This window comes from Desulfovibrio legallii (assembly GCF_900102485.1).
Lineage (GTDB): Bacteria > Desulfobacterota > Desulfovibrionia > Desulfovibrionales > Desulfovibrionaceae > Desulfovibrio > Desulfovibrio legallii_A.
This window is the reverse complement of the sequence record NZ_FNBX01000008.1, coordinates 44,380-63,607: the sequence shown is the minus strand read 5'-3', so window position 1 is coordinate 63,607 and position 19,228 is coordinate 44,380. Positions and strand designations below refer to the sequence as shown.

Sequence of the window (19,228 nt, the reverse complement as noted above, 5' to 3'; positions counted from 1 at the left end):
TGCGGGTAAGGTGGATTGTTGCGTATGACGGATGTAACGGCGGCTTCGGCTGCCCCCCGCAAGGATTCTTTGCCGGCGGCCGCCCCAGCCCGGAAGGCGGCGGGCCGCGCGCCCGCGCCGTTGCCGCAGCTGCACGGCGTGCTGGTGCTGCGCAAGCCCGCGGGGCCCAGCTCCGCCCAGTGTCTTACGGCCATCAAGCGCCTGGGGCAGAAAAAGATCGGGCATGCCGGCACCTTGGACCCCATGGCTTCGGGCGTGCTGCTGGTGCTGCTGGGGCAGGCCACCAAGCTCTCCGGCCATTTGCTGGAGGGCGGGGGCAAGGTGTACTCCGGCACGTTGCGCCTGGGGCAGACGACGGACACCTGGGACGCCACGGGCGCGCTCACGGCCGAAGCGCCGTGGGAAGGGGTGAGCGAGGCGCAGGTGCGGGAGGAGATCGCCGCCTGGTGCGCGCTTGCGGAGCAGGCCGTGCCGCCCTATTCGGCGGCCAAGCACGAGGGCCAGCCCCTGTACCGGCTGGCGCGTAAGGGCCTTGCCGCGCCCAGCAAGGTCAAACGCATAGAAATTTCACAGGCGGACACGCTCGAAGTAAGCCTGCCGCTTGTGCGCTTTCGGGTCGCATGCAGTTCCGGCACCTATATACGCTCCCTGGCCCACAGCCTGGGGACGCGCTTGGGGTGCGGAGCCGTGCTCACGGAACTGACCCGAGAGTACAGTCACCCCTTCGGTCTTGACCTGGCCCGCGATCCGGCGGACTTCACGGCCAATCCCGCCTTGTTGCCGGGCTGCGTGCAGCCTTTGAGCGCGGCTTTGCCGCACTGGCCGCAGGTGGAGCTTCTGCCGGACGAAGCCGCCCGGGTGCGCAACGGCGTGGCCGTGCCCTGCCGCGCGGGGGCCGCGGGCGAGCGCGCCCTGCTCCTGGAGCGGGGGGCGGCCCTGGCCCTGGCGCAACGGGCGGCAACGCCCGCCGGGCCCTGCTGGACCGTACTGCGGGGACTTTGGAACTAACCCTGAGAGAATCAAGGAGAACTGCTGTGGCAATGGATGCTGAAGCGAAAAAAACGGTTATTGAAGCCCACGCTAAACACGAAGGCGATACCGGCTCCCCCGAAGTGCAGGTGGCCCTGCTCACCGCGCGCATTGAGGGCCTTACCGGGCACTTCAAAGAGCACAAAAAGGACTTCCATTCCCGCACGGGCCTGCTCAAGCTGGTGGGCCGCCGTCGCAACATTCTCAATTACCTGAAGAAGAAAGACGTGCAGCGTTACCGCGCGCTGATCGAGAAGCTCGGTCTGCGCAAGTGACGCGGCGCGGGGGGGCTCCGGTTGCGCCGGGGCTCCCCCGCAGTGTCGTGCAACGCCCCGCAAGGGGCTAACATCGCCAAGGAAGGGGGGTCCGGGAAAATCAGGCAGGGCGCGGCTCTGCCCGCTTTTGCCGGAATCCCCTTCGCCAGTGCAAAGGAACGTTATGCAACAAGACATTTTTAATCCCACGCGGGTCACGGCCCAGGTGGGCGGCAAAGAAATTATTCTGGAAACAGGCCGCCTGGCCAATCAGGCCCACGGCGCCGTGTGGGTGCAGTGCGGCGGCACCGTGGTGCTGGTCACCGTGTGCTCCCAGCCGCTGGAGTTTGACAAGGGCTTCTTCCCCCTTACGGTGGAGTATTCCGAAAAAATGTACGCCGCCGGGCGCATCCCCGGCAGCTTTTTCCGTCGGGAAATCGGCCGTCCTTCGGAGCGCGAGACGCTGGTTTCGCGGCTTATCGACCGGCCCATCCGTCCTTTGTTCCCCAAGGGTCTTCATGAGGACGTGCAGGTGCTGGCCAACGTCATCTCTGCGGATCAGGAGAACGAATCGGACGTGCTGGCCCTGACCGGCGCTTCGGCCGCGCTCATGCTCTCGCCCCTGCCCTTTGCCGGGCCGGTGGCCGGCGGGCGCGTGGGCCGCGTCAACGGCCAGTTTGTGCTCAACCCTTCCTTTGAGCAGCAGGCCCAGAGCGACATCAACCTCATCTTTGCCGCCTCAGGCGACGCCCTGACCATGGTGGAGGGCGACGCCCGCTTTGTGGCCGAAGACGTGATTATCGACGCCCTGGAATGGGGCCGGCAGCAGATCCAGCCCCTGGTGGCCGCGCAGCTCAAGCTGCGCGAGCTGGCGGGCAAGGAGAAAATGGCCTTCACCCCGCACGACGAAGACCCCGTGCTGGTGGCCCGCGTGCGGGAGCTGGCCCTGGCCGCCGGGCTGGAAGAAGCCCTGCGCGTGCCCGACAAGCTGCCCCGTAAGGAGGCCCGCAAGGCCATTAAGGAAAAAGTGGCGGAAAATCTGCGCAACGACCCGGCCTGGGCCGATAACGAGGCCGCCCTCAAGAACGTGGGCGAAATCCTTTCGGACCAGGAAAAGAAACTGGTGCGCGCCCGCATCGTTAACGAGGGCACGCGCATTGACGGCCGCGACACCAAGAGCGTGCGGCCCATCCAGATCCAGACCGGCGTGCTGCCCCGGGCCCACGGTTCGGCCCTGTTCCGCCGGGGCGAAACCAAGTCTCTGGTGGTGACCACCCTGGGCTCCTCCACGGACGAGCAGCGCATGGATTCCCTCACCGGCGACGTGACCAAGCGCTTTATGCTGCACTACAACTTCCCGCCTTTCTGCGTGGGCGAGGTGAAGCCCGTGCGCGTTTCCCGGCGTGAAATCGGCCACGGCGCTCTGGCGGAAAAATCCCTGCGGCCCGTGCTGCCCGCCCCCGAGGACTTCCCCTTCACCCTGCGCGTGGTGGCGGAAACCATGGAATCCAACGGTTCGTCCTCCATGGCTGCGGTCTGCGGCGGCTCCCTCTCCCTTATGGACGCGGGCGTTCCCGTGAGCGCCCCTGTGGCCGGTGTGGCCATGGGCCTTATTAAGGAAGGGGATAAGTACATCGTGCTTACCGACATCCTGGGCGACGAAGACGCCCTGGGCGACATGGACTTCAAGATCGCCGGCACGGCCGATGGCGTCACCGGCGTGCAGATGGACATCAAGGTCACGGGCCTGACCACGGAGATCATGCGCGCCGCCATGCGCCAGGCCCACGAGGCCCGGCAGCACATCCTGGACGAAATGGCCCGGGCCATCGCCGAGCCGCGCAAGGAGCTTTCGCGCTTTGCCCCGCAGCACGCCGAGGTTTTTGTCAACCCTGACATCATCCGGCTGATCATCGGCCCCGGCGGCAAGAACATCAAGGCCATCACCGCGGCCACGGGCGCTTCCGTGGATATTGAGGATTCTGGCCGGGTGTCCATCTTCGCGCCCACGGCGGAAGCCCTGGAAAAAGCCCGCGAGATGGTCTCCTACTACGACCAGCGTCCGGATCTGGGCAAGAACTACATGGCCAAGGTGCGCAAGATCATGGAGATCGGCGTCATCGTGGAAGTGCTGCCCAATGTGGAGGCCCTGGTGCACGTTTCGCAACTGGACGTGAAGCGCGTGGAGCAGCCCGGCGACGTGGCGCATCTGGGCGAAGACATGCTGGTTAAGGTCATTGAGATCAACGGCGACCGCATCCGCGCCAGCCGCAAGGCCGTGCTGCTGGAGGAACAGGGCCACCCCTGGAACCCGGAGGAAACGGCCCGTCCGCCCCGCTCGGACCGCGGCCCCCGCGACCGGCACGACCGCGGTGATCGCGGCGGTCGCGACCGTCGCCCCCCGCGCGGCGACCGCTAGGACACGACGGGGGCGGCGCGCCGCCCCCTGACCCTTTGAAGGCCGTGCGGCTTTGGGCCCCGCCCTTGCCGCACGGCGCGCGCCTTCGAGCATCCAGGGTACGCCCGGCGCGTTCCCGGCGAAAGGAAAGTTTTTTGAAGGATGGGGAGCGGGGGGAAGGGAACTTTTTTGAACAAAAGTTTTCCCTCCCTGCCCAGGATTCCCCGCCCTGACCACAAGGATGACGCATATGGTCAAAAAAACAGCAAAAGATTCTGCCGCTGCCCCGGCGGACGCCGCTGCGGGCGCGCCGGAAGCCGAAGAGTGGGTGCGGGTGGACGCGCAGGGCGAGCCTTTGGCGGACCAGGGCCCCACGGAAGAAGAAGTGCGGGCCCGGCTTATGGCGGCCAACCGCGCGCATACGGAAACGCTGGGCGATGCCTGGGCCGTGCTGACGGGGCAGAACCCGGAAGCCGTCATGGGGCAGATTGCGGCCACGGTCATGCACGAGGGCGGCACGCGCCCGGCCTGGCAGTGGAAGCGGGAAGGCCAGGACCATGTGCTGCTGGCCTGGCCGCAGGACCAGCCCGTGCGGGCTGCGGTGCTGGTGGCCGGGGAAGAGGGCGGCAAGCTGCGCCCGGTTTCGGCCGCGCCGCTGCTTGACGGCCTGCCCAACGACCTTACTGTGGAAGACGTCCACCCCTGGAAAACGGGCGTGGACGCCAATGTGGCCGTGAGCATGCTGGAAGGCAGGAACCCCATGTGGTTCTATGATCCGCTGTACGGGCGGGACAGGGACGACCTGACCGCAGGGGTGACGCACACCTTTTTGCTGGCCGGGCTGGCTTACGGCCTGCGTCGGGCCCTGCTGGACGAGATCACCATCACCAGGGGCCCGCAGTTTGAGGCCCACGCGGCGGCCTGGCTGGCGGCCAATCCCGGCAAGGAGCGCCTGGACGTGCCGCCCCTGAAGGTGAATATCGGCGGCAAGCACATGATCATGCCGGGCAAAAATTTTTGCGAGTACCAGATGCGCGGCACGGTGGAAGATGTGCAGGACTGCCAGCTGGAAAAAATGCCCGTCAAGCTGCTGTACCTGAGCTTCCCCTTTGAGAGCCGCCCGGCCCTGCGTCTGGCCGTGTACGCTTCAAAAATGGCCTGCAGCGGCTATGAGCCGGAGGCAGGGCACGAAGTGGACGCCTACGTCTGGCTGCAGGGACGGATCATTGATTTTGACCGGGAGCCACAACCCGGCACGCAGCGCAGGCAGTAGCGCAGCGGCCGGAGCGCCTCCGCCGCCGTCCCTTTTACGCTCAGGGCGCGCCCGGCGTCGCCTGAGGGGATAAACGTCTTATGCACGCGCCACTGCTCTGGTTTTTTCTGGGCACGGCCCTGCTGCTGGCGGAGCTGCTGACCCCCGCCCTGGTTCTGCTGTTTTTCGGGCTGGGGGCCTGGGCGGCAGCCCTGGCCGCCTTGCTGGGGCTGGAGCTCTCCGGCCAGCTGGTGGTCTTTATGGCCGTTGCGCTGTGCAGCCTGGCGGTGCTGCGGCGGCGTTTGCGGCAGGTGTTCGGCGGCCGGGCCAGAGCCGGGGACGCGCCCCACGATGAGGACGCGCCGGCGCCCCATCCTCTGACCGGCGCGCGCGGCGTGGTGAGCAAGGCCCTGCGCCCCGGCGCGGAGGGCGAAGTGAGCGTTGGCGGCAGCTTCTGGCGGGCCGTGAGCGCCGTGCCGCTGGAAAAAGGCGCGCCTGCGGCCGTGCTGGGCGCGCAGGCCGACAACGGCCTGGTGCTTTGCGTGGCCCCTGTTCCCGGCGCGGCGGCGAGCAAAAAAGACGCCGCGTAAGCTGTTTTAACCTTTGAGAACGGGCCTTCTCGAAGCTGTACGGAGTTTCTCCGGCGTCTGCCGACGCCGCAGGCGCGCCCCGCAGCGCGCCGCTTTGGGCGCTGTGCGCCCTTCCCCCCACTCTTGCGACGGTCGTCCCCCCCCCCTGACCGTTTGAGGTGCCTATGCAAACATTTGTGACGGAATACGGCTGGCTGGTTCTGCTGGCCGTGCTGGTGGTCATTGCGCTGGTCAAGAGCGCTGTTGTCGCGCCCAATCAGTCGGCCTATGTGGTGGAGCGCCTGGGCAAATTCCACAAGGTGCTCTACGCGGGCTTCCACCTGCTGGTGCCCTTTGTGGACGTCATCGCCTACCGCCGCAGCCTCAAGGAGCAGGTGCTGGACGTGCCCAAACAGACCTGCATCACCAGAGACAACGTGAGCGTGGACATTGACGGCGTGCTCTATCTGCAGATCATCACGCCGGAGAAATCCGCCTACGGCATTTCGGACTACGAATGGGGGGCCATCCAGCTGGCCCAGACCTCGTTGCGCTCGGTTATCGGCAAGCTGGAGCTGGACAAAACCTTTGAAGAGCGCACCCGCATCAACCAGGAAGTGGTGGAGGCCCTGGACGCCGCCGCCGCGCCCTGGGGCGTGAAGGTGCTGCGCTACGAGATCCGCGACATTACGCCGCCCGTGACGGTCATGGAGGCCATGGAAAAGCAGATGCGCGCCGAAAGGGAAAAACGGGCGGCCATTGCGCAGTCCGAGGGCGAGATGCAGGCGCGCATCAACCTGGCCGAAGGGGCCAAGGCTGCGGCCATTGCGCAGTCTGAAGGCGAAAAGCAGTCGCTTATGAACCAGGCCGAAGGCCAGGCCGCCCAGATCCGCACCGTGGCCACGGCCACGGCCGAGGGCCTGCGCATTGTGGCGGGCCAGTTGGGCGACGACCCCGTGGCCGCGGCCCAGCTGCGCCTGGCCGAGGCCTACATTGACCAGTTCGGGCGTCTGGCCCGCGAGGGCACCAGTCTGATCATCCCCGCCGACATCGCCGATGCCGCGGGCATGGTGGCCGCCGTGAGCGGCATCATCAAACCGGGTCGGGGGCTGGCCGCCAGGCCGGGCTCCGGCGAGCACGCAGCTTCATGAACGACCGACAGCCTTTTGCCAATACCTTTATGGGCACGGGCCAGTGCCTGGACACCCTGAACCGGGTGCTGGCGGCCCTGGCCCCTGGCCATTCTTTCCGCGATTCTTTGCAGGAGCTGCTCACGGCTCTGGCCGAGGACATGCATTTTGACCGCCCCCACATCGTGGTGCAGGATCCGGAAAGCGGCGAGCTGCGGCTTTCCCTTTCCTACGGCCAGGCCGACGCGCCCGAAGCGGCCTACGCGCCCGGTTCCGGCATTACCGGGCAGGTCTTTGCCGAGGGCAAGCCCATTGTGGTGCCCTGCATGCAGGGCCGGGAGGATTTTCAGAACCGCCTGTTCGGCCGCAGCGAAGAAGAAATGGCCCGCCTGGCCTTCATCAGCGTGCCCGTGCGCGTGGACAACGCCGACCGCATTGAAGTGATCGGCACCCTCAGCGCGGATACGCCCACGGCCCCGCAGGAAGAGCTGGACCTACGCTGCCGCTTCCTGGAAACCGTGGCCACCCTGGTGGGCCGCCAGGTGGCCCGCCTGCAGGAAGAGCTGGCCCGACAGCACTTCTGCATGCTGCCGGACGAACCTCTGGTCAGCGGCACGCCTTCCTCGGTCATAGCCAATTCCAAGAGTCTGCGGCATGTGCTGCGCCGCCTGACCCAGGCCGGGGCCAGCCGGGCCACGGTGCTGCTGCGGGGCGAATCGGGCGTGGGCAAGGAGCTTATGGCCCAGGCCCTGCACGCGGCCAGCCCCCGCCGGGCCCAGCCCCTGGTCATGCTCAACTGTGCGGCCCTGCCCGCAGAGCTCATTGAGGGGGAGCTGTTCGGCTGGCGCAAAGGGGCCTTTACCGGCGCGGTGCAGAACCGCGCGGGCCTCTTCCGCCAGGCGGACAAGGGCACGCTTTTTCTGGACGAGATCGGCGACCTTTCCCTGACGGCCCAGGCCAAGGTGCTGCGCGCCCTGCAGGAAGGCGAAATCCAGCCCCTGGGCGACGAGCGCCGTTATAAGGTGGATGTGCGCCTGGTCTGCGCCACCAACCGGCCGCTGGAAGACCTGGTGGAGCAGGGGCAGTTTCGCGAGGATCTTTACTACCGCATCAACGTCTTCCCTGTGTTCATCCCCCCCCTGCGGGAGCGGCCCGAGGACATCCTGCCCCTGACCGAACACTTCCTGCAGATGTTCAGCAAGGAGTACAACCGTCCGGTGCGGCGCATTTCCACCCCGGCCATCGACCTTCTGCTGCAATACCACTGGCCCGGCAACGTGCGCGAGCTGAAAAACGTGGTGGAACGCGCTGTGCTCATCTGCGACGACGCCGTGCTGCGCGCCCACCACCTGCCCAGCACCCTGCAGAGCGCCGAGAGCAGCAGCACGGGCCGCACGGCGGATTCCCTGGGCTTTACGGAAACCATCGCCCGCATGGAACAGGAATTTATTGTGGACGCCCTCAAAAACGCCAGGGGCAACATCCACCAGGCCGCCCGCGACCTGGGCATCACCTACCGGATCATCTATTACAAGATGAAGAAGTACGGCATTGACCACCGCCGCTTTCTGCCTTCGGCCCTGTCCGAAGGCGAGAACAAGGAAAAAGCGTAAGAGCCCCGGCCGCAGCTGCGCCATGCAGCCCTGAGCAAGGGCGGCTGTCCACTGGGCGCGTTGGCGGCTTCTGGCAGGGCGGCTTACGCCGGATGCGTTCCGTCGGCTGCGCAAGAGGCGGCCGTCGCATAGGCGCACGCGACTGCGGTGTGCGCGCCAGGGTGAAGGGCTTGCCCGCCGAGGCAAAAGGTGTGCTTGAAGGGCGTGGGCGAAGGAAGGATTTTTCGTATCCGCAAGCGTCTGGCTTTCGCCTTGCGCACAGCGCAGGGCCTGCCGGACAGGGCCGGACGCGATGCTGAAAACGGCGCGCAGGGTCAGGGCGACGGCCCCGCGCGCGCGATCGGCGGGCGTCCGGCTCTTTTTGCGCCCCCCTGCCCGGCTGCGTGGAGAACCGGTTGCCGCCGTGGGGGCCGGGCAGAAACTGGGCCGAAAGCGGCGGCCATCCACTGCCCAGTCTTCTGCGGCCGCACGCCGCAAAGGCGCGCGGGCTGCTTTGCTGCACGGTTCAGCGCCGGAAGCGGGCGTCCTGCTTACCCTTGAGGGCGTGCGGTCCTCAAGGGTAAGCTGCGTTTTTAGAGCATGGCAACTTTGAGATGCCCTGGCGGCTGCGTGAGAGACGCCCGCTGTGGAAGCGTAAGCGCAGGTTATTTGCGCTGTTAAGCGCCGAAACGAGCGTGCCGTAACCTTTGAGAATGTCTGTCCTCAAAGCTAATCCGCTCTAATAGCGGGCCAGGATAAGATCCGTCAGCGCGCGTTTGGGCACATAGTGCACGCCCTGGGCGTCCCGCCAGTAGGGGGCGTTGCCCGCGGTCGGCATGGGCGCCAGCACGCGCTTTTCCTTGGCCACGCCGAAGGCCAGCACCAGCGCCATTGTATACGCATCGGGAACGGCCAACAGCTTGGGCGCGGCCTGGTGGTCAAAGGCCTGCATGATGCAGCAGCCCCAGCCCCGGCTGGCGGCGGCCAGCTGCATGGTCTGGGCGGCAATGCCCGTATCCACCAGGTGCAGGTCGTTGCTTTTGGTGGGCAGCAGAATGGCGATGAAGCCCGTGGGCCGCTCGCCCGGCTGCGGGCCGCCCCAGTCCCTGAGCGCCCCGGCCCAGCGCGTCAGCGCAAACAGCCGCCCGCACATGTCTCCCGGGCCCACCAGCACAAAGCGCAGATCCTGGGCGTTGCGGGCCGAAGGGGCCAGGCGGGCGCAGTCCGCCAGCCACTCCAGATCCGCCATGTTCAGGGGCTTGTCTTCCTCAAACCGGCGGCAGGTGCGCGCCGCCGTGACCAGTGCGTGAAAATCCATAGCGTCCTCCTTGGTTGGTGACAGCCTACACCGTAAGCAGCAGAAACCACAACTGACTCCATTGGATGGCCGCCCCCAGAAAATCGCCGGAAAGGCCGCCCTCCCGCCTGGCCAGGGCCGCCATGCGCGTCAGCAGCAGGGCCTGGCCCAGGGCCGCGCAAGGCACGCGCCAGAAGGGCAGGGCCAGGGCGGCGGCCAGCCCGCAGAGCAGGGCCAGGGCCAGCAGGGCGTAGCCCCAGGCCAGGCGCGGGGTAAGACCGGCGCGGGCCAGGCCGCCCAGGGAGTGCGCTTCGCGCGCGGGGGCCAGGGCCGCCAGCCAAAGGGCCGCTGTCCGGCCCCAGGCCGGGGCCAGGATGAGCGTAGCCCAGTGCCCTTGCTGGAGCTGCCAGGCCGCAAGGGCCCACAGCCCGCTGTAGGCCAGCAGCAGATGGAGCGCGCCAAAGGCCCCCAGGCGGCTGTCGCGCAGCACGGCCCAGAAGCGTTCGCCCTGCGCGCCGCTGCCTGCGGCGTCGCCCAGGTCGGCCAGGCCGTCCCAGTGCAGGCCGCGCGTGGCCCAGATTTCGGCGGCCAGCCACAGCCAGGCGGCAGTCAGCAACGCAAGCGGGGCGGCTGCGGGCTCCAGGGTGTGGAGCAGCAGCAGGGGGGGCAGGGCAAAGGCCAAGCCCAGCACCAGCCCGGCCAGGGGAAAGAAGGGAACGCTGGCGGTAAGGGCGGCGGCGCCTGCCCCGCGGCGGGGGGGAACCAGGCGGCTCAGAAAGGCCAGGGCGTCATAGGCGCGCAGGGCCTCGCGGGCGAGTCGGCGTGCGCCGGAGGCGCACAGGCGGGGCAGGGCCAAGCTCAGCGGGTGTGCGGATGGTTGAAGGCCAGGGAATAGAGGTGGTGAAAAAAGTCCACATACTCCACATTGACCCGCTCCGGCACCTTGATGCGCGCCGGGGCAAAATTGAGGATAGAGGTGATGCCCGCGTCCATCAGATGTTGGGCCGCGCGCTGGGCGCGCTCCGGCGGGGTGGTGATGATGCCGATTTCAATATTGAGGTCGTCCACCATGTCCTTAAGGTCGCGGGTGCAGTGCACCTCCAGGCCGTGGACAATTTCCCCGATTTTAAAGGGATCGCAGTCAAAAATACCCACGATGTTGAAGCCCCGGGCGCGGAACTCGCCGTGGTTCAGAATGGCTTTGCCCAGGTTGCCCACGCCGATGAGGGCCATGCGCCATTCTCTGTCCACGCCCAGGGAGGACGTGATGGCGGCGATGAGGGATTTGACGTGGTAGCCCACGCCGCGGATGCCGAACTCCCCGAAGTAGGCAAGATCCTTGCGCACCTGGGAACCGTTAACCCCGCAGGCTTCGGCCAGGGGGTTGGAAGATATGACTTCCACATTGTCGCGGGCGAAATTTTCAAGAACCTGAACGTAGGTGGCGAGGCGCTGGATGGTGGCTCGGGGGATATGTTTGCTTTTGGGAGGGGTGACCATAGATGTACCTTCTGACTGCCGCGGTGGTGTGGAGGGAGAACGTCCTCATGTGAATAAAGTATCTACCAAAAAACGGCAAATGTGCAAGCCGGCCCCCTTTTTCGTCTCCTCCAGGGCAACTGCGCAGAAAAACGGAAAAAAGTCGTCGACGGCACACGCTCGCAAGCGCCCGCTGGAAAAGTATACTCAAAAAGGCGACAAAGGTTAAGCGCATTGCCGCCCAGGGGCGACGGCAATGCGCCTGACTGTAAGTGCAGCTGCGCCGCCCGCAGGGCTATCGGGCCTGGGCATCCATGACGTCCAGCATGAGGGCCGTGGGCTTTTTGGCGCAGGCGTCCAGATAGCTTTTAAGGGCCTGGTCGCTGGAAAGCACAGAAGCGTCCTTGCCGCTTTTGGCGCGGTGGTAGCCGTCCAGCCAGATGACAAAGCCGCTGCCGTCGTCCGGGTTGGCGTTATAGTCCGCGCAGGTGGTCTTGTCCGCCCGCCATTTTCCGTCTGTGGCGGCAGCCTGGGATTTGCGGGCTTTCTGCCAGACGGCGAGGACTTTTTCCGCGGGGTTGGGCTGGCAGGCGGCGAAAACCTGGCCCAGCATGGGGGCCAGGCTTTCCGGATCCGCCACGGGCTGCCCCGCCAGGGCGCTGGCGTAGCCGTCGATCTGCAGGGCCTCAAAAACGGGCGGCTGCCCGCCGTCCGTGGTGGGTTGGGCCAGCAGCTCGGCGCAGATGTAGGTTTTGGGGTCGATCTGATCGTTCTCCGCGCGGGCGGTCAGGGGCAGGGCCAGGCACAACATGGCGAGGCCGCAGCAAGCAAGCATTTTTTGCATACATTTTTCCTTTGTTGGCGCAGTGCGCTCCTCCCTCCATCGCCCAGTGCGGCCTGTCTGTCAACTGCGCTGTGGGGGCGCGGGGTTGCCGCCCCTGCGGCTGGTGCGGACACGCCAGGGGGATGCGGTACGCCCTGCGCATTGTCCTGAAGAGGGTAACGCTTTTAGGGCATTTCAGAGCTGAAATGCCGCAGCCGAGGCGACTGCTGCGTCGCATAACCTGTTGTCGTATCCGCAGATAAGCCAAAGAACGCCAGGCAGCGCAAGCAGAAAAAGGTTTTTTGAAGGATGGGGGCGTGGAGGGGAAGGAAACTTTTGTGAACAAAAGTTTCCTTCCCCTCCACAATGCCCCGCTTACAATTCAGGCGGGAGTTCCTGGAGCTGCTTCCAGGTAAAGACGGGGCCGTCCACGCAGACGTAGCGGCCGCCGATATTGCAGCGGCCGCAGATGCCGATGCCGCACTTCATGCGTTTTTCCAGAGTGGTGACGATGTTTTCCGGCGCGAAGTTGAGCTTCTGCAGGGCCTGCACCGTGAATTTGATCATGATGGGCGGCCCGCAGAGCACGGCCACGCAGTTGTCGGGCTTGGGGTTGATTTCCAGAAGCACGTTGGGGATGAGGCCCACTTTGTGTTCCCAGCCGTCGAAGGGGGCGTCGATGCAAAGGGTGCAGTCCAGGTCGGGACGGCGCAGCCAGTCTTCGGTTTCGTAGCTGAAGGCCATGTCGCGGGGGCTGCGCGCGCCGTAGAGCAGGCTGATCTTGCCGTAGTCCGCCTTGTGTTCCAGCAGGTGGAGCATGATGGTGCGGATGGGGGCCATGCCGATGCCGCCGCCCACGAAGAAGATGTCCTTGCCCTTCCAGCTGTTGTAGGGAAAGAAGTTGCCCAGGGGGGCGCGCACGCCCACCTTGTCGCCGGGGGAGAGGCGGTGGATGGCCGCCGTGACCTCGCCCGCCTGCATGACGGAGAACTGCAGGTAGTCCTTCTGGGATGGCGGGGAATTGATGACAAAGGTGGATTCGCCCGCGCCGAACACGGAAAGCTGCCCTACCTGGCCGGGCTCGTAGCGGAAGTTGCGCATGGTTTCGGCGTCGTCCAGCACTACGCGCAGGGTTTTGATGTTGCCCGTCTCCTGGATGACTTCAGCCACGGTGGCGGGCATAGGCTTATAGGGGTTGCCCGGCATCATGGGCCGGGGGCTGATGGTGTGGCGGGCCTGGCCGGGCTTGGGCGCGGGGGCCTTGGGGGCCGCGGCCTGGGCCTCAGGCGCGGGCCTGGGCGTTGCCGGCGCGGTTTGCACGGGCGCGGCCTCCTTGGCGGGAGCCGCCGTAGCGGCGGGCTTGGCCGCGGCAGAGGGTTTGGTTTTGGCGGAAGATTTTTTGGTTGCCATGGCTGCTCCTACTCCTTGGTGCTCTGCCCGTCGTCCATGGCGGCCAGCACAATGGCGCGGATGTCCAGGCAGACGGGGCAATTGCTGACGCAGCGGCCGCAGCCGTTGCAGGAGAACACGCCCCAGTTTTCAGGATAGGTGGAGAATTTGTGCGATACGCGGTTGCGCATGCGCAGGGCCTTGAGCGTGCGGGGGTTGTGGCCGCTGGCCTCCCGCGTGAAGAGGGAGGACATGCAGTTGTCCCAGCTGCGCAGGCGGCGTCCGCCCTTTTCGCTCAGGCCTTCGCCTTCGTCGGTGATGGTGAAGCAGTAGCAGGTGGGGCAGAAGTAGGTGCACGCGCCGCAGGAGAGGCAGCGGTCTGTCCAGTGCTGCCAGAACTCCATATCCGTAAAGCGGGCGGCCACCTTTTGCGGGGCCTCCTTGAGGTTGGGGGCCGGTTCCAGGCTGGCCCAGGCCGCTTTGCGGGCGGCTTCGGCCTTGGGGAAGAGCTCCGCGCCGTCCTTGAGGTCCGAGGCTTCCAGCAGCTCGGCCCCCTTGGGCGTGATGGCCTGGAGCACATAGCCGCCCTCGATCTCGGTCATGAGCACGTCCGAACCTTCGGGGGAGGTGGGGCCGCCGCCTACCCAGTGGCAGAAACAGGTGTTGCAGCCGCAGGGACAGGTGAGGGTGATAACCGTGAGCTGTTCGCGCCGGGCCTTGTAGTAGGGGTCGGCGTAAGGGCCCTTGAGGTAGGGGCGGTCCAGGGTGGCGTAGCCGCGCGCGTCGCAGGGGCGGCAGGCAAAGACCACGGTGGGCTGGGCTTCGGGCGTATCGTCCAGGCTGATGGAAACGCGCTCGGGGTTTTCAGGATCCTTGGATTTTTTGTAGCGCACCAGGGTTTCGCACTGGGGCAGCACGGCCTCTTTGGCGGGCACGGTGGCTTTGGCCAGGGTAAAGGGTTTGCCTTCCTGCCAGGGCTCAAAGACCACCGAGATTTTGTCGGCCGGCTTTTCCGCCGGAACCAGCACGCGGCGGCCGTTTTGCGAGAGAAAGGCCAGAAAAGCGGGCAGACCGTCAGGGGTGACAAAGCGGAAGGTGCTCATTTCCAGTCCCTCTCATGGATATTCTTTTCAACCACTTCATAGCCCAGGAGGGGCGGCGTGTCGTCCGGGTTGAGGCCGGGCTTGTAGCCGTCAAAAAGCTGGGCCACGGCGCGGGCGATCTGCTGGCGCAGGGCCAGAATGGGGATGCCCACGGGGCAGGCCCGCTGGCATTCGCCGCAGCCCGTGCAGCGCCCGGCCAGGTGCAGGGCGTGGATGGTCTGGAAGAAGAGCTTTTCCTTGGCCGAGTCTTCCTGGGCCATCCAGTGGGGGTCGCGGCTGTCCGAAACGCAGAAGTCGCGGCACACGCACATGGGGCAGGCGTTGCGGCAGGCGTAGCAGCGCAGGCAGCGGTCCATCTGGGCTTTCCAGAAGCCCAGGCGCTGGTCCAGGCTCATGGAATCCAGCAGGGCCAGCTCCGGCGGGGTGTACCCGCCGGGTTCCACTTTGACGGGTTCGCCCAGGCGGGTGTCGGCCAGCACGGCCGACGGGGTGGTACAGCCGTAGCATTTGCCCTGGGCGCAGTCTGTCATGCAGAAGCGGTGCTCCTTGCCGTCGGCGGTGATGGTAACCCCGGCCTCGTCATAGGCCACGCCGTCGATCTTGGTGTAGCGGCCCAGCTCCTGATTGACGCGGGCCATATCCAGGGTGCCTTCGCAGGGCAGGGCGAAGATGGTCACGTCCTCCCGGCGGATGAGGTTTTCCTGCAGGAGCTCCACCACGGAGCGGGAATCACAGCCCTTAACCACCACGCCCACTTTTTTGCCCTTGAAGGAGGGCAGGTACACGGCGGGGTTGTTGACGTTGAAGGGCCCCCAGACCAGCTTTTCCACATCTTCGGGCGTGCGCATGAACAGGGGCACGGTGTGGGCCGCATCGTAGCCCTGCTGCCAGCCGATAACGCAGTCCAGCTCAGGCAGCTTGGCCTTGATGGCTTCTTTGAGCTCGGCCAGGGCGGCCTTTTGGCCCGTGCCCAGGGGGCGCAGGGATTTGAGGGCCATGTCCGCCACTTCCAGCAGGGGCTCGGCGTTTTCCAGCCTGGGGGCGGGGCCGAGCTCGTGGATGCGGTCGGTAAAGACCGTCACCACCTGCTGCCAGCGCTGCCCTTCGGAAGCGGAAACCCAGGTGTATTCAAAGCGTCGTTCGTCAATGCCCAGCACGGGCAGGAACTGCTTGAGCACTTCCAGGCGGCGGCGGGCATAAAAGTTGCCCGCAGCGTAGTGGCAGTCGCGCGGGTGGCAGCCGGAAACCAGCACGCCGTCCGCGCCGTTGAGCAGGGCCTTGACGATAAACAAAGGGTCGATGCGGCCCGAACAGGGCACGCGGATGATGCGCAGATCTGTGGGCTGGGTGGCGCGGGCCACGCCGGCCGTATCCGCGCCGCCGTAGGAGCACCAGTTGCAGAGAAAGCCCACGATCCGCAGTTCTTTGCCGGTCAGCACTGGCATAAGGCGTTCACCTCCGCAAGGATCTGGTTGTCGGTGGCGTGTGAAAGCTGGATGGCCCCCTGCGGGCAGGTGGACGTGCACAGGCCGCAGCCCTGGCAGACGGTCTCAATGACCTGGGCCTTGCCCTCGCCGCGGATTTCCACTTCCTTGATGGCCCCGAAGGGGCAGCAGCGGATGCACTTGCCGCAGTTGACGCAGCGGCGGATGTCCACCTGGGCGATCTGCGGGTCGCTTTCCAGTTTGTCTTTGGCGAAGAGGGCCAGCACCTTGGCCGCCGCCGCCGAGCCTTGAGCCACGGAGGCCGGGATGTCCTTGGCCCCCTGGCACACGCCGGCCAGGAACACGCCGGCGGTGTTGGTCTCCACCGGTTTGAGCTTCACATGGCTTTCCATGAAGAAGCCGTAGCTGTCGTAAGAAATGCGCAGCTTTTCGGCCAGCTGGGGCGCGCCCTTGCTGGCCTCAATGCCCACGGCCAGCACCACCAGGTCGGCGTGCACCTCCACGGGGCGGCCCAGCAGGGTATCCACGCCCAGCACGGCAAGCTGGCCCTGGCCGTCCGGGTAGATCTGGGAAACGCGGCCGCGGATGTATTCCGTGCCGTATTCCTCCATGGCGCGGCGGGTAAACTCGTCATACATTTTGCCCGGCGCGCGGATGTCCATATAGAAGACGAAGGATTTGGAATCGGGGATGTGGTCCTTGGTCAGGATGGCCTGCTTGGCCGTGTACATGCAGCAGAAGCCGGAGCAGTAGGGGCGGCCGATGGATTTGTCCCGCGAGCCTACGCACTGGATGAAGACGATGTTCTTGGGTTCCTTGCCGTCCGAGGGGCGCGTGATGTGCCCGCCCGTGGGGCCGGAGGCCGAGAGCAGGCGCTCGTACTGCAAAGAGGTGATCACGTCCGGGTAGGCCCCGCCGCCGTATTCCTGATAGATGGTCCAGTCCATGAGGTCATAGCCCGTGGCGGCCACAATGCTGCCCACCTCTTCGGTGACGACCTCATCCTCCATGTCGTATTTGATGGCCCCGGTGGGGCAGACCTTGGCGCACACGCCGCACTTGCCCTTGGTGAGCTGGCGGCAGTACTGCGGGTTGATGACGGCCTTCTTGGGGATGGCCTGGGGGAAGGCGATGGTGATGGCCGTGGTGTTGCCCGTGAGCTCATTGAAGGCGTCGGGTGTTTTTTTGGCCGGACACTTTTCGGTGCAGGCCCCGCAGCCCGTGCACAGGCTCCAGTCCACATAGGTGGAACGCTTGCGGATCTTGACCGTGAAGTTGCCCACATAGCCCGAAACGTCCTCCACCTCGGAATAGGCGTACAGGGTGATGTTGGGGTGCTGGGCCACGTCCACCATTTTGGGGCCCAGAATACAGGCCGAGCAGTCCACGGTGGGGAAGGTTTTGTCCAGCTTGGCCATCTTGCCGCCGATGGTGGCCTCGCGCTCCACCAGCACCACGGGCACGCCGCCTTCGGCGCAGTCCAGGGCGGCCTGAATGCCCGCCACGCCGCCGCCGATGATCAGCACGCGCTTGGTGACGTCAAACTTTTTGGCCAGCAGGGGCTTGTTGTTGCGCAGCTTTTCCACGGCCAGGCGCACCAGCTCGGCGGCCTTGTTGGTATTGGCCTCTTTGTCCCGGCCGATCCAGGAGACGTGCTCGCGGATATTGGCCATTTCCAGCATATAGCGGTTGAGGCCCGCGCGTTCCACCGTGCGGCGGAAGGTGGGCTCGTGCATGCGCGGCGAACAGGAGGCCACCACCACGCCGTCCAGCTTGTTTTCGTGGATGGCGGCCTCAATGGCGGCCTGGCCCGGTTCGGCGCAGGTGTACATGGGGTCTGTGGCGTAAACCACGTCGGGGTAGCTGCGGGCTATTTCGGCCACCTTGGCGCAATCCACGGTGCCGGCGATGTTGCTGCCGCAGTGGCAGATGAAGACGCCTATTCTCATGACCGGCCTCCTTCAGCGGCATCGGCGCGGCGCAGTTCGTCCAGTTTGGCCACAAGACCGTCAGCGCTGACGCGCAGCTTTTCCAGGCCCAGGTCGGTCTTGGGCAGATCAAAGGCCAGGCCCAGCATCTGCGTGTAATAGAGGATGGGGAGGTGGAAGCGCGTTGCGGCGGCGTCGCCCGCCTGCACCTGCCGCAGATCCAGGTTCATCTGGCAGAGGGGGCAGGCCACAATGACCGCATCCACCCCCAGGCGCGTGGCCAGGTCCAGAATGCGCGCGGTGTTGCGGGCCGTCATGCTCCGTTCGGGAATGCCGAACGAAGCGCCGCAACAGGAGGTCTTGAGCGGAAAGTCCACCATTTCCGCCCCGCAGGCGGCCAGCATGCTTTCCATAAGGGTGGGGTTTTCCGGGTCGCCGAAGTTCATGATCTCTGCCGGGCGGCTCATAAGGCAGCCGTAGTAGGCGGCCAGCTTGAGGCCCTTGAGGCTTTTGCGCACGCGGGAGGCAATGGCGTTCATGTCCAGCTGGGCGGCAATGCCCTGCATGACGGAGGTCACGGGCGGGAATTTTTCCGCCGCGGGGCCGTCCAGCAGTTCGTCCACCCTGGCGCGGAAGGCGGGGTCCTCCATGCGTTTGGAGGCCATGCGCAGGTTGGAAAGGCAGCTGGGACAGGGCGTCAGCAGAAGGTCGGCCTGCTGCTGGGCGGCGATGTCCAGGTTGCGCACGCAGAGCGCGGCGGAAAGCTCACTGCTCACGGCGTGGGCCGGGGTGGAGCCGCAGCAGCTCCAGTCCGGAATATCCACAAGGTTCATGTTCAGGGCCCTGCACACGGCCTGGGTGGATTTTTCGTAATCCGCCGAAGAGCCGCGGGCCGAACAGCCGGGATAATAGGCAAAATTCACGGCCGCACCCCCTCGCGTTTGGCGCGCTCTTTATAGCGCTTGAAAATGCGGGCCACCGGGGCTGCGCCGTGGGGCAGCACATGGGGCTTGAAGCCCAGCTTGCCTTTTTTGAGGGCCTCCGGGGCCAGGTCCAGGTCCGTGAAAACGCGCATGGAGCGCATCATGTACAGGGCCATGGTGCCGATCTCATAGGTGCGGCCGAAGGCGCGCACCGTATCCAGGAAGGACCACCAGAATTTTTCCACCTTGGGCACGGTGACGCGCCCTTCCCGGCGGGCCATGTGCCGCAGGGTTTCCATGACGTCGCCCACGTTAATGTTGTTGGGGCAGCGCTGACTACAGGTGGAACAGGAGAGGCACATCCAGATGGATTTGGAATCCAGCACCATGTCTTTCAGGCCCAGCTGCACCGCGCGCATGATCTGGCTAGCCTGCAGGTCATACACGAAACCTGCCGGACAGCCGGCCGTACAGTTGCCGCACTGGTAGCAGGTAGACACGTTTTGGCCGCTGTGCGCCTCTACTTCCGCCGTAAAGGCGGTGTCGCGCATCCGGCTCAGGTTGATGGCGTCGTTCATGGGAACTCTCTGGTTAGAGGCTGAGGGTAAGGAGCCTGT

The 19,228-nt window shown here is 65.7% G+C and carries 17 protein-coding genes; 7 read left to right on the top strand and 10 right to left on the bottom strand.

From position 1 onward, the window contains the following. Positions 1-120: 120 nt before the first annotated feature. The 7 genes from truB to BLS55_RS06290 all read left to right on the top strand — a co-directional run bounded on the left by truB (position 121) and on the right by BLS55_RS06290 (position 8,245). Complete coding sequence (gene truB, locus BLS55_RS06320; RefSeq protein ID WP_257243157.1) at positions 121-1,008, top strand: tRNA pseudouridine(55) synthase TruB; 888 nt, start codon at positions 121-123, stop codon at positions 1,006-1,008. Between the two features lie 26 nt (positions 1,009-1,034). After that, positions 1,035-1,304 (top strand): 30S ribosomal protein S15, encoded by a 270-nt coding sequence (gene rpsO, locus BLS55_RS06315; protein WP_092153515.1) that lies wholly within the window; start codon positions 1,035-1,037, stop codon positions 1,302-1,304. 163 nt (positions 1,305-1,467) lie between these two features. Next, positions 1,468-3,702, top strand: a complete 2,235-nt coding sequence (gene pnp, locus BLS55_RS06310) for a polyribonucleotide nucleotidyltransferase (protein WP_092153514.1) — start codon at positions 1,468-1,470, stop codon at positions 3,700-3,702. A 229-nt stretch (positions 3,703-3,931) separates the two neighbouring features. Then, a complete protein-coding gene (locus tag BLS55_RS06305) occupies positions 3,932-4,954 on the top strand; it encodes a hypothetical protein (protein WP_092153513.1) in 1,023 nt (340 codons plus the stop codon). A gap of 80 nt (positions 4,955-5,034) precedes the next feature. Continuing rightward, complete coding sequence (locus BLS55_RS06300; RefSeq protein WP_092153512.1) at positions 5,035-5,523, top strand: NfeD family protein; 489 nt, start codon at positions 5,035-5,037, stop codon at positions 5,521-5,523. Positions 5,524-5,687: 164 nt separating this feature from the next. Then, positions 5,688-6,653, top strand: coding sequence for an SPFH domain-containing protein (locus BLS55_RS06295; RefSeq protein ID WP_092153511.1), 966 nt, complete (start codon positions 5,688-5,690; stop codon positions 6,651-6,653). Then, positions 6,650-8,245 carry a sigma-54-dependent Fis family transcriptional regulator gene (locus BLS55_RS06290; RefSeq protein ID WP_257243152.1) on the top strand — a complete coding sequence of 532 codons (1,596 nt, stop codon included), beginning with the start codon at positions 6,650-6,652 and terminating at the stop codon, positions 8,243-8,245. Before BLS55_RS06295 ends, BLS55_RS06290 begins: the two co-directional genes overlap by 4 nt. Before the next feature lie 718 nt (positions 8,246-8,963). Here BLS55_RS06290 and BLS55_RS06285 read toward each other — a convergent pair. The 10 genes from BLS55_RS06285 to BLS55_RS06240 all read right to left on the bottom strand — a co-directional run bounded on the left by BLS55_RS06285 (position 8,964) and on the right by BLS55_RS06240 (position 19,189). Then, positions 8,964-9,542: a nitroreductase family protein gene (locus BLS55_RS06285; protein WP_092153510.1), complete on the bottom strand. Its 579-nt coding sequence runs from the start codon at positions 9,540-9,542 to the stop codon at positions 8,964-8,966. A gap of 25 nt (positions 9,543-9,567) precedes the next feature. After that, positions 9,568-10,377, bottom strand: a complete 810-nt coding sequence (locus BLS55_RS06280) for an adenosylcobinamide-GDP ribazoletransferase (protein WP_257243151.1) — start codon at positions 10,375-10,377, stop codon at positions 9,568-9,570. Between the two features lie 2 nt (positions 10,378-10,379). Beyond that, entirely contained in the window at positions 10,380-11,021 is a 642-nt protein-coding gene (locus BLS55_RS06275; RefSeq protein WP_092153509.1) for a redox-sensing transcriptional repressor Rex, read from the bottom strand. A gap of 274 nt (positions 11,022-11,295) precedes the next feature. Continuing rightward, complete coding sequence (locus BLS55_RS06270; protein ID WP_092153508.1) at positions 11,296-11,844, bottom strand: HdeA/HdeB family chaperone; 549 nt, start codon at positions 11,842-11,844, stop codon at positions 11,296-11,298. 354 nt (positions 11,845-12,198) lie between these two features. Then, positions 12,199-13,029 (bottom strand): FAD/NAD(P)-binding protein, encoded by an 831-nt coding sequence (locus BLS55_RS06265; protein ID WP_092153571.1) that lies wholly within the window; start codon positions 13,027-13,029, stop codon positions 12,199-12,201. Between the two features lie 212 nt (positions 13,030-13,241). Beyond that, entirely contained in the window at positions 13,242-14,315 is a 1,074-nt protein-coding gene (locus tag BLS55_RS06260) for a 4Fe-4S dicluster domain-containing protein (protein ID WP_092153507.1), read from the bottom strand. Then, positions 14,312-15,760 (bottom strand): hydrogenase iron-sulfur subunit, encoded by a 1,449-nt coding sequence (locus BLS55_RS06255; protein WP_092153506.1) that lies wholly within the window; start codon positions 15,758-15,760, stop codon positions 14,312-14,314. Before BLS55_RS06255 ends, BLS55_RS06260 begins: the two co-directional genes overlap by 4 nt. Beyond that, on the bottom strand, positions 15,748-17,709 hold the full coding sequence (locus BLS55_RS06250; RefSeq protein ID WP_092153505.1) for a CoB--CoM heterodisulfide reductase iron-sulfur subunit A family protein: 1,962 nt from the start codon (positions 17,707-17,709) through the stop codon (positions 15,748-15,750). Before BLS55_RS06250 ends, BLS55_RS06255 begins: the two co-directional genes overlap by 13 nt. Then, positions 17,706-18,611, bottom strand: coding sequence for a CoB--CoM heterodisulfide reductase iron-sulfur subunit B family protein (locus BLS55_RS06245; RefSeq protein WP_092153504.1), 906 nt, complete (start codon positions 18,609-18,611; stop codon positions 17,706-17,708). The genes BLS55_RS06250 and BLS55_RS06245 overlap by 4 nt, the downstream gene beginning before the upstream one ends. Then, positions 18,608-19,189, bottom strand: a complete 582-nt coding sequence (locus tag BLS55_RS06240; RefSeq protein WP_092153503.1) for a 4Fe-4S dicluster domain-containing protein — start codon at positions 19,187-19,189, stop codon at positions 18,608-18,610. Before BLS55_RS06240 ends, BLS55_RS06245 begins: the two co-directional genes overlap by 4 nt. Positions 19,190-19,228: the final 39 nt, after the last annotated feature.